This window comes from Flavobacterium sp. (assembly GCF_043778725.1).
Taxonomy (GTDB): Bacteria; Bacteroidota; Bacteroidia; order Flavobacteriales; family Flavobacteriaceae; genus Flavobacterium.
Window position 1 is genome coordinate 17323 of the sequence record NZ_JAYWFT010000128.1, and the last position, 9692, is coordinate 27014.

General features: G+C 29.7%; 9 protein-coding genes and 3 tRNA genes. 6 read left to right on the forward strand and 6 right to left on the reverse strand.

From position 1 onward, the window contains the following. Positions 1-24: 24 nt before the first annotated feature. The 3 genes from ACH2CG_RS12525 to ACH2CG_RS12535 are packed head-to-tail and all read left to right on the forward strand — an operon-like array spanning position 25 to position 2890. Positions 25-1116 carry an AI-2E family transporter gene (locus tag ACH2CG_RS12525; RefSeq protein WP_395065715.1) on the forward strand — a complete coding sequence of 364 codons (1092 nt, stop codon included), beginning with the start codon at positions 25-27 and terminating at the stop codon, positions 1114-1116. Positions 1117-1141: 25 nt separating this feature from the next. Then, positions 1142-2326 carry a class I SAM-dependent methyltransferase gene (locus tag ACH2CG_RS12530; protein WP_395065701.1) on the forward strand — a complete coding sequence of 395 codons (1185 nt, stop codon included), beginning with the start codon at positions 1142-1144 and terminating at the stop codon, positions 2324-2326. Continuing rightward, positions 2327-2890 carry a hypothetical protein gene (locus tag ACH2CG_RS12535; protein WP_395065703.1) on the forward strand — a complete coding sequence of 188 codons (564 nt, stop codon included), beginning with the start codon at positions 2327-2329 and terminating at the stop codon, positions 2888-2890. A gap of 3 nt (positions 2891-2893) precedes the next feature. Here the strand turns inward: ACH2CG_RS12535 and ACH2CG_RS12540 are convergent, their stop codons facing one another. Beyond that, the gene (locus tag ACH2CG_RS12540) at positions 2894-3499 is read right to left on the reverse strand and encodes a M15 family metallopeptidase (protein WP_395065717.1); all 606 of its coding nucleotides are present in this window, start codon (positions 3497-3499) and stop codon (positions 2894-2896) included. Between the two features lie 381 nt (positions 3500-3880). On the opposite strand from ACH2CG_RS12540, the gene ACH2CG_RS12545 reads away from it, so the two are divergent. Then, entirely contained in the window at positions 3881-4258 is a 378-nt protein-coding gene (locus ACH2CG_RS12545) for a hypothetical protein (RefSeq protein ID WP_395065705.1), read from the forward strand. Positions 4259-4356: 98 nt separating this feature from the next. Here ACH2CG_RS12545 and ACH2CG_RS12550 read toward each other — a convergent pair. From ACH2CG_RS12550 to ACH2CG_RS12560, 3 genes are all read right to left on the reverse strand, one after another. After that, positions 4357-4430: transfer RNA gene (locus tag ACH2CG_RS12550), tRNA-Arg, on the reverse strand. Between the two features lie 6 nt (positions 4431-4436). Continuing rightward, positions 4437-4511, reverse strand: a tRNA-Pro gene (locus ACH2CG_RS12555). Between the two features lie 14 nt (positions 4512-4525). Further along, positions 4526-4612, reverse strand: a tRNA-Ser gene (locus tag ACH2CG_RS12560). Positions 4613-4887: 275 nt separating this feature from the next. Between ACH2CG_RS12560 and ACH2CG_RS12565 the strand changes: the two genes are divergently transcribed. Next, positions 4888-6066 carry an acetyl-CoA C-acyltransferase gene (locus ACH2CG_RS12565; protein ID WP_395065707.1) on the forward strand — a complete coding sequence of 393 codons (1179 nt, stop codon included), beginning with the start codon at positions 4888-4890 and terminating at the stop codon, positions 6064-6066. Between the two features lie 38 nt (positions 6067-6104). Further along, positions 6105-6866 carry an NlpC/P60 family protein gene (locus tag ACH2CG_RS12570; RefSeq protein ID WP_395065709.1) on the forward strand — a complete coding sequence of 254 codons (762 nt, stop codon included), beginning with the start codon at positions 6105-6107 and terminating at the stop codon, positions 6864-6866. Positions 6867-6911: 45 nt separating this feature from the next. On the opposite strand, the gene ACH2CG_RS12575 is transcribed toward ACH2CG_RS12570, so the two are convergent. Further along, a complete protein-coding gene (locus ACH2CG_RS12575) occupies positions 6912-8240 on the reverse strand; it encodes a tetratricopeptide repeat protein (RefSeq protein ID WP_395065711.1) in 1329 nt (442 codons plus the stop codon). Between the two features lie 115 nt (positions 8241-8355). Then, a partial coding sequence (locus tag ACH2CG_RS12580) for a DNA gyrase C-terminal beta-propeller domain-containing protein (protein WP_395065713.1) occupies positions 8356-9692 on the reverse strand: 1337 nt, incomplete at its 5' end.

Below are 9692 nucleotides of genomic sequence, written 5' to 3' on the forward strand. Positions count from 1 at the left end.
ACTTTTACTCAACAAACTATTACTATTATGACATCAAAGACAATTTCATTGGGCATTTTAAAATCTATTGGTGTTTTAAGCTTAATAATTATTTTGGGGTATTTTTTATATCAAATACAAACCGTACTTATCTATTTAATTATTGCTATAATTTTTTCAATGATTGCAAATCCAATAGTTGAATTTTTGAGACATCGATTAAAATTTTCCAATACAATTGCAGTTGTAACCACACTTATTTTTTTTATTTTACTACTCATTGGTTTAATTTCTTTGTTTGTGCCATTGATAACTTCTCAAGGAAACAACCTCTCACTACTGGATACAAAAGCTATTGAAACTAGATTGATAAGTCTTTATGGACAATTGGACAATTACTTATTTAAACACAATATAGACATTGATAAGGTAATTAAAGAAAGTGATTTAGCCTCTAAACTCAAGTTTAACTATTTTACAGATTTTTTCAATTCGGTTATTGGAACTATTAGTAGTTTCGGTATTGGTTTGGTGTCTGTTTTTTTTATAAGTTTCTTTTTCTTAAAAGATAAAGTGAATTTTATTATTGGAATGAAAAAAATTCCACCCGACAATAATGAAGATAAAATACTTAATTCACTAGAAAAAATACGTCATTTATTAACTCGATATTTCATTGGATTGCTAGTACAACTTACCATTATTTGCATTTTATATTTAATAGTTTTATTAATTTTTGGCGTAGAAAATGCCTTTGTAATTGCTTTTTTATGTGCTATTTTAAACATTATTCCCTACATTGGACCATTTATTGGGTCAATCCTAGCAGGAATTTTAACCATGCTTAGCAATATCAATAGTGATTTTCAATCAGTAACATTACCCACAACTATTTATGTTACCATTGGTTTTTTTATCGTTCAACTAATTGATAACAATGTGTCATCACCTATTATATTTTCTAAAAGTGTAAATTCTCATCCTTTAGAAATATTTTTGGTTATTTTAATTATAGGAATGCTTTTCGGAATTACAGGTATGATAATAGCAATTCCTTTATATACTATTTTAAAAGTTATTGGAAAAGAATTCTTTCCAGATAATAAAATCATAAAAGTTCTAACAAAGAATATTTAATGAATTCACTATTGAAATCTTGAAAATGGATTATACTACTATTTTAAACCCAGAAATACAAAGTTATATATACGAAAAAACAGGTTGTGATATTTCTAAACTAGCACTATCTAAAAATCCGTTTCCACTAATTGATTATAAAATTTTATTGAATCAAATAGAGTCTAGAACAAAAAGTAAAGAAAAAATAGCAACCTGGTTCAGTTGTAAAAATATAATATATCCTAGTAAAATATCAATTGAACAAACCTCGTCTGAAATTACTGCACAATACAAATCAGAAATTGTATCTGGCGAAGATATTATAGATTTATCTGGCGGATTTGGTATAGATGATTATTATTTTGCTAAAAAAATGAACAATGTAATTCACTGTGAAATAAATCAAGACTTATCCCAAATTGTTCAACACAACTTCCTTCAGCTAGAATGTAAAAACATTCAATGTTATACCGGAGATAGCACTACAATTTTATCCAGTTTAAATAAAAAATTTAGTTGGATATATGTAGATCCTTCAAGAAGAAATGACATTAAAGGAAAAGTATTTATGCTCAAAGATTGTCTTCCTAATGTTTCAGAATTACAAGATTTTTATTATAATTATTCAAATAATATTCTAATAAAAACTGCTCCATTACTTGATATTAGTGCCGCATTACAAGAGTTAAAAAATGTAAAAACCATTCACATTATAGCTGTAGAAAATGAGGTGAAAGAATTGCTGTGGGAAATTGAAAAAAATTATCAAAACCAAATTACAATAAAAACTATAAACTATAACAAGTATAAAAAAGAACTATTTAATTTTAATTGGAGTTTAGATAGCAATTCAAGTTTTGGTCTTCCCCAGAAATACCTTTACGAACCCAATGCAGCAATAATGAAATCGGGAGGATTTAAGCAAATAGCAAACTTTTATCAATTAGATAAACTACAACAACATTCCCATTTGTACACTTCAAGCAATCTTATAGAGTTTCCTGGAAGAGTATTTGAAATTGAAAAATGCATCTCCTATTCAAAAAATGAGATGAAAAGCAATCTTGAAAACCAAAAAATAAATATTACAACAAGAAATTTTCCAGACACAGTAGAAAACATAAGAAAAAAATGGAAAATAAAAGAAGGTGGAAATCGTTATTGTTTTTTTACAATAGATAAAAATGAAAATAAAATAGTGTTAATTTGCACAAAAATAAATTTATAAATGAAAGCATCAATTTTTTTCTTATTTCTTCTTTTTACAATAAACGCATCAGCACAAAAAGACTGCGAGTATAGCTCTAATGTAACAGATAGTCTAGGAACTTATAAATCTACCAAAGATTGTCTTATGCACCAACGCATTTTTGGAAACAGCCAAACATCTGTTTTCTTCTCGTTAATAAATGCCGATGGATTATTATCGTTAAACTTTCAAATGGTACAAAAAAGTAGCGATTTTATTGCTGCACGATGTTTTGATAAAAATTCTAAAATCTATATTCAATTAAATAATGGTAAAATTGTAACCCTTATTGGAATAGACCAAGAATCGTGCGGAAATTCTATCTACAACAATAATGAAACTAGCAGAATATTGAGCGGATATTTCCTTTTTATGATTGATTCATTTCAAGAACTTAAAAACTCGCCTATCTCTTTTATTCGTGTAAAATTTTCTGGAGAAACAATAGATTATATTGGAAAAAGCGAGTTAGTGTCGGAACTTAATGGTAAAACTTACGCTCCAGATCACTTTTTTATGGATTATCTAAAATGTGTAGAATAAAACCTAATCACATTTCCATTTAAAATTGGAAAGTTTATCCTTATAACTTTCCGATAAATTATAATGCCACCACTCAGAATCAAATGACTTAAAGTTGTGTTTTAACATAACTTCTTTAAGATAAACTCTATTTTCTTTAATTTTGTTGGAAAAATTTTGATAATTATGACTTGCCTCTGGTCCAAAAAAATCAAACGTGGTTCCCATTTCCAATTCTTTTCCATCTTTATCAACAAGAGTAATATCAACTGCTCCACCTCTATTGTGTATTGAACCTTTCTTTGGATCGGCTACATAATCGGCATTAGAAACAATTTCCCACATTTTTTTCTGAATATCTAATGGTCTATAACAGTCAAACAGTTTTATTCTGTAACCTTTCAATTGAAATTCTGCATTGGCATCCATCAAACTTTTAATTGTTTTAAGTCTTAGATAACAATCATCACAATCATAAACCTTCTTTTTAAGAAAATTATCCTCGGTAGCATACTTCATATCAAATATAAAATCACCGCTAAAATCCTTTAACTTTACAAAGGTTGTGTCGTTGATGCCTTCATACAAAGCAATAGAACTTCCGTTCATATAATTATTTTTAAGAGCCATTCTATTAGCAGAAGAAGCCGAATCTGTTGACTTACAGCTAACAATTAGCACCATTAAAAAAACAAAAATTAGTTTTTGAAAAACCTTCATAGTAACAAAATTTACATCGACAATTTAAGGAATTATTTAAAACAAACGCTAAAAGAAAAATTAGAAAACCAAATACTTAATAACATTACTAAATTGCAATTGAAACAATTTAGTTAACATTGAAAAAAATGCAAAAATTATAAAATAGAATGATTTACATTCTTTATGTTTATTAAAAATCAGGTAGTTATACCTAGTCATAACTTATATTTAATCAATACCTTAGCAAAAATAAAATCTCAGAGTAAATTATAAAATGCATTATTAATTGAATAAAAAAAGCACTAAATTATGGGAAAAAGTAACACTCTTGATGATTTAAAAATTGCACAACAAAAATTAATAGTGCACCACAAACAATTAGAAAAATGTGCCGAAGATTTAAAAGCAGCTCATAAAAATTTAGATATTAGAGAAATAGAAAAAGAAAAACGTTTACAAGAAGTTAATAATAATTTAAATGAAATGATGTTTACTATTTCTCACAAAATTAGAAAATCGGTTGCCAACATCTTAGGAATTTCTAAATTGTTGTGCGAAGATAAAAACCTTGAGGCAATAGAATTGAGAGAAATGCTAAACATAATCATTCAATCTGCCGAGTCATTAAACAATTCTACAGAAGAATTATCGAAATATATAGATTTAAAAAAGGAAGCTAAAAATTGACTTAATCTTATATTCTTTTAGCTTAAAACCTATTAAAACTGTTTTTAATAGCAATAATAAAAACAATAAAAGCCACTATAAATAGTGGCTTAATTATGTGATCCCAGAAGGATTCGAACCTTCGACCTACGCATTAGAAGTGCGTTGCTCTATCCAGCTGAGCTATGGAACCATTATGTCGGGGTGGCAGGATTCGAACCTGCGGCCTCCTGCTCCCAAAGCAGGCGCGATAACCGAGCTACGCTACACCCCGAAAATAAAAAAAAGCGGAGAGTAAGGGATTCGAACCCTTGGTACAGTTACCCATACGCATGTTTAGCAAACATGTCCTTTCGGCCACTCAGGCAACTCTCCAAATTCAATATAAAATATAAGAACTTTTTCTCTTTAAGCGGTTGCAAATCTAATGTTTCATTATAATATTTACAACATTTTTTGTTGTTTTTTTTTATATTAATTTGTCAAAATTATGAATTGCTTAAAAATCAAATATATAGAAATTAATATTTTTGAAATCTTAAATTAATATGGAATATCTTTAGCTTAAAAATGTATTTTACTTAAAAAATAGTAAATTTGCATTACAAACAAACTAACAAGTCTCGGTTTTCGAGAAAATACAAAATATTATGAATAAAAAGATAGTAATAGTTTCTGCTGTTAGAACTCCTATTGGCAGTTTTATGGGCTCATTATCAACTGTTCCTGCTCCGCATCTTGGTGCCGCAGCAATTAAAGGTGCTTTGAATAAAATTAATTTAGATCCTAAATTGGTTGATGAAGTATATATGGGCAATGTAGTTCAGGCTGGCGTTGGTCAAGCTCCAGCAAGACAAGCGGCTATTTTTGCCGGATTATCTAATGATGTAATATGTACAACTGTAAATAAAGTATGTGCCTCTGGAATGAAATCTATAATGTTTGGAGCACAAGCGATTATGGCTGGTGATGCCGAAATTGTCGTTGCTGGAGGAATGGAAAATATGAGCTTGATTCCGCATTATGTTCACATGAGAAATGGTGTAAAATTTGGACCATCAACAATGCAAGACGGAATGCAAAAAGACGGACTTGTTGATGCCTATGACAATAATGCTATGGGAGTTGCTGCCGACCTTTGTGCTTCTGAATATAAAATTACTCGTGAGCAACAAGATGCTTTTGCAATTCAATCTTACGAGCGTACTGCCAAAGCTTGGGAAGCTGGAAATTTTGATTCAGAGATTGTTCCAGTTGCTGTTCCTCAAAGAAAAGGCGATCCTATTATGGTGACCAAAGATGAAGAATATACTAACGTAAGATTAGATAAAATTCCAACTTTGAATGCTGTTTTTACAAAAGATGGAACAGTTACTGCGGCAAATGCTTCAACTATTAACGATGGTGCCGCTGCAGTAATTTTAATGAGCGAAGAAAAAGCTATGGCAATGGGATTAAAACCGTTGGCTTACATAAGATCTTATGCTGATGCTGCTCAAGAACCTAAATGGTTTACTACTTCTCCTGCAAAAGCATTACCAAAAGCTTTAGATAAAGCTGGTTTATCACTTTCTGATGTCGATTTTTTCGAATTTAATGAAGCTTTTTCTGTAGTTGGTTTAGCCAATGCGCAAATATTAGGATTGTCAAATGATAAAATAAACGTTAATGGTGGCGCTGTTTCACTTGGCCATCCTCTTGGTTGTTCTGGAGCAAGAATTGTAGTTACACTAATAAATGTTTTACAGCAAAATAATGCAAAAATTGGTGCTGCAGCAATTTGTAATGGTGGCGGTGGAGCATCTGCAATTGTAATTGAAAAAGCATAATTTTTTAAATTTAATATTCAAATTCTAATATTGTTTTAATGTTTGCCATTTGTAATTTATCTACAATCCCTTTACGATTTGAACCAAATGATAGAAGCGAAATAGTTTCTCAAATTCTCTTTGGTGAACATTTTGAAATTTTAGAAAAAGAAAAAAACTGGTCTAAAGTTAAATTGAATTTTGATAATTATGAAGGTTGGATAGACAGTAAACAGTATCAATTGATATCTGAAGAAAATTATAAGCTTTTATCAAAAGAAGCTATAATTCTCAATGCAGATTTAGTAGAATATATAACTGCACCCAATAATGTTTTTATTCCTATTACACTTGGTGCATCACTTTCTTTTTTAAATCATGGCGATATTAATGCTACAAACTATGATTTTGAAGGATTAAAAGCAAGCGGTATTAAGCCCAAAATAGATTTGGTTAAAACTTCCTATCAATATTTAAACGCGCCTTATCTTTGGGGCGGAAAAACGCCATTTGGCATAGATTGCTCGGGCTTTACGCAAATGGTTTACAAACTAAATGGATATAAATTATTAAGAGACGCTTCGCAACAAGCTAGCCAAGGTGAAGTTTTGAGTTTTATTGAAGAAAGTGAACCTGGAGATTTAGCATTTTTTGACAACGAAGAAGGCAAAATCATTCATGTTGGAATAATGTTAGAAAATAATTACATCATTCACGCCAGCGGAAAAGTTAGAATTGACCGTTTGGATCATTTAGGAATTTACAATGCCGAGTTAAACAGGCATACCCATAGGTTGCGTGTAATAAAGAAAATTATATAAAAAAAATGTTCGCTTTTACGGCGAACATTTTTTTATAGATTATTATTATTTCAATTTAGCTTTTAAAGCATTTGCTTTATCTGTCATTTCTAAAGCCTTATAAACACTTAATAATGTTCGCATTGCAGGATCATTGGTGCTATCTATCTCACAAGCTTTTTCTAAAATAGGTAGAATACTTGCAAAATTTTTATTTCTTTCAGTTTTAACCAATTCATACTTTTTTAAATCTTTTTCAGAGTTTGTCAATTTATTTATTTCATCGACAAACTTCTTATCATCTCTAAGTTTTAATTCAGCCAAATTTAAATAAGCATTAAAATAATTAGAATCAATTTCTATTGCACGTCTATAATATTTTTCTGCTTCTACATTTTTATTAGAATTTCCGCTTATTACTCCTAGGTTATATACTAAATCTGCATTATTAGGTTGTTTTTCTAATGCTTCGTTTACTAGCTTTGTGTAGGTGTCAAAATCTTTTAATTTTAAATACAATTCAGCTTCACTCAACAATAATGAATTATCCTCAGGATTAGAAATTCTAGCCTCTTTAAAAGCTTTTTTTGCTTCATCATCTTTTCCTTCTTGCAAAAAGATTAATGCTATATTTTTATAAATTTCACCTCTTTTGGAAGGCAATTTTTCATCACGTGGCTTTTCATGAGTTCCTGTGGCAATAAATGTTGTTCTCAAGTCTTTAGAAGGAAAATTTTCTTCTTTCTGGCTTGCTTTATTTATAGCATAATAAATTGTTTTCTCTCCTGTATAATTTAATGCTTTTAGTTCTTCATAGTACTTTAATGCATTGGTATAATCTTTATCATTTACGGCATAACTAGCTGCATAATAAAGAGTTTCTTGATCTTTTGTATCTAATTTGTATATAGAATATAAAACATCCGCAGATTCTTTGTACTTTTTTTGATTTCCTAATTCTATAGCATAATTAATTAAATCTGGCTTAAAAGAAGCTATGGCTTCATTAATCTTATCTGTATAAATCTTTTTTCCAGATTTTTTTTCATATTCCAATGTTGCACTCAATCCTAATGCCATTTCTGAAACAACTTTAGAATTGATAGACTTAGCCATTTGTGCTTGAACTTGCTGTGGAGTCGATTTTTTATCTAGACTTAAAACATCCAATAATGGAATCATAGCCTTGTAAAAACCAGCATAAATTTTATCTGACTCTTCTGTAGCAATTGGTTCTACTTTTAACACTAATGACTTGTATTCATTTAAATCATTTCCTTTAATTTCATCTTTTGCATAAATTTTTTTCAATGCTTTCAATTCCTCTTTTTGGGCAAAAGAACTAACAGAAACTAATAATGTCCCAGCAATTATTATTTGTTTAATTTTACTCATAATTTTGATTTCTTTATCGAAATAGAAAATTCCGATATAATTTAACTTATTTTTTTATTTTTTTTTTTATAAAATCACCAACTTTATTCTATTAATAAAGTTGGTGATTTATTATTTATTCTTCATCATCTGATTCATCTTCAGATTCTTCGTCTTCAACTACATCGTCGTCTTCGTCTTCATCATCATCAACAGCACCATCATCTTCAAGAATTTCCAAAACTGGCTTAACTCGTTCAATTGCAGGCGCATCTATAACATTTCCATCTTCGTCTAGGATAACTTCTTCAACATCATCTTTCATAACCTTAGTAACTGCAGCTATTGAATCGTTTCCTTTAATATTAATAAGTTTCACACCTTGCGTTGCTCTACCCATTACTCTTAAATCTTCAACTGCCATTCTTATTGTCAATCCAGATTTGTTGATAATCATTAAATCATCAGCATCAGTAACCGAATTTATAGAAATTAATTTACCTGTTTTCTCAGTAATATTTAATGTTTTCACACCTTTTCCACCACGATTAGTAATTCTATATTCATCAAGACTTGAACGTTTACCATAACCGTTTTCTGCAACAACAAGAATTTCACTGTTCATATCATTTACAGAAACCATACCAATTACTTCATCGGTTTCATCTTTTAACACAATTCCACGAACTCCAGAAGCTGTTCTTCCCATTGGACGTGTTTTTGTTTCTTCAAAACGAACTAATTTACCAGATTTAACGGCTAGTATAATTTGACTTGTTCCATTAGTTAATTCAGCTGCCAACAATTCGTCACCTTCTTTAATAGTAATTGCAGCAACTCCATTTATTCTTGGTTTGGCATATTTTTCTAAAGATGTTTTCTTAACTTGACCTTTTTTAGTAACCATAATAAGGTTATGGCTATTAGTATATTCTTTATCTTTTAAATCTTGAGTACAAATAAATGCTTTCACTTTATCGTCTGGCTCAATATTTATAAGATTTTGCAATGCTCTACCTTTGGCCGTTTTGCTTCCTTCCGGAATTTCATAAACACGCATCCAAAAACATTTTCCTTTTTGGGTAAAGAACATCATGTATTGGTGATTGGTTGCAACATACATGTGCTCTAAGAAATCTTGGTCTCTTGTTCCAGCACTTTTTTGTCCAACTCCTCCTCTATTTTGAGTTTTGTATTCTGTAAGATTTGTACGTTTAATATAACCTGCATGCGAAATTGTAATTACAACATTTTCATCAGCTATTAAATCTTCAATACTAACATCACCGCCAGAATATTCAATTTGAGAACGACGCTCATCGCCATATTTTTCTCTAATTTCTGTAAGTTCTTCTTTAATTAAATTGGTTCTTAAATCAACATTAGCCAATAATTCTTTCAAATGGTTGATTAATTTCATGATTTCTTCATACTCTGCACGAAGTTTATCTTGTTCAAGACCTGTTAACTGAC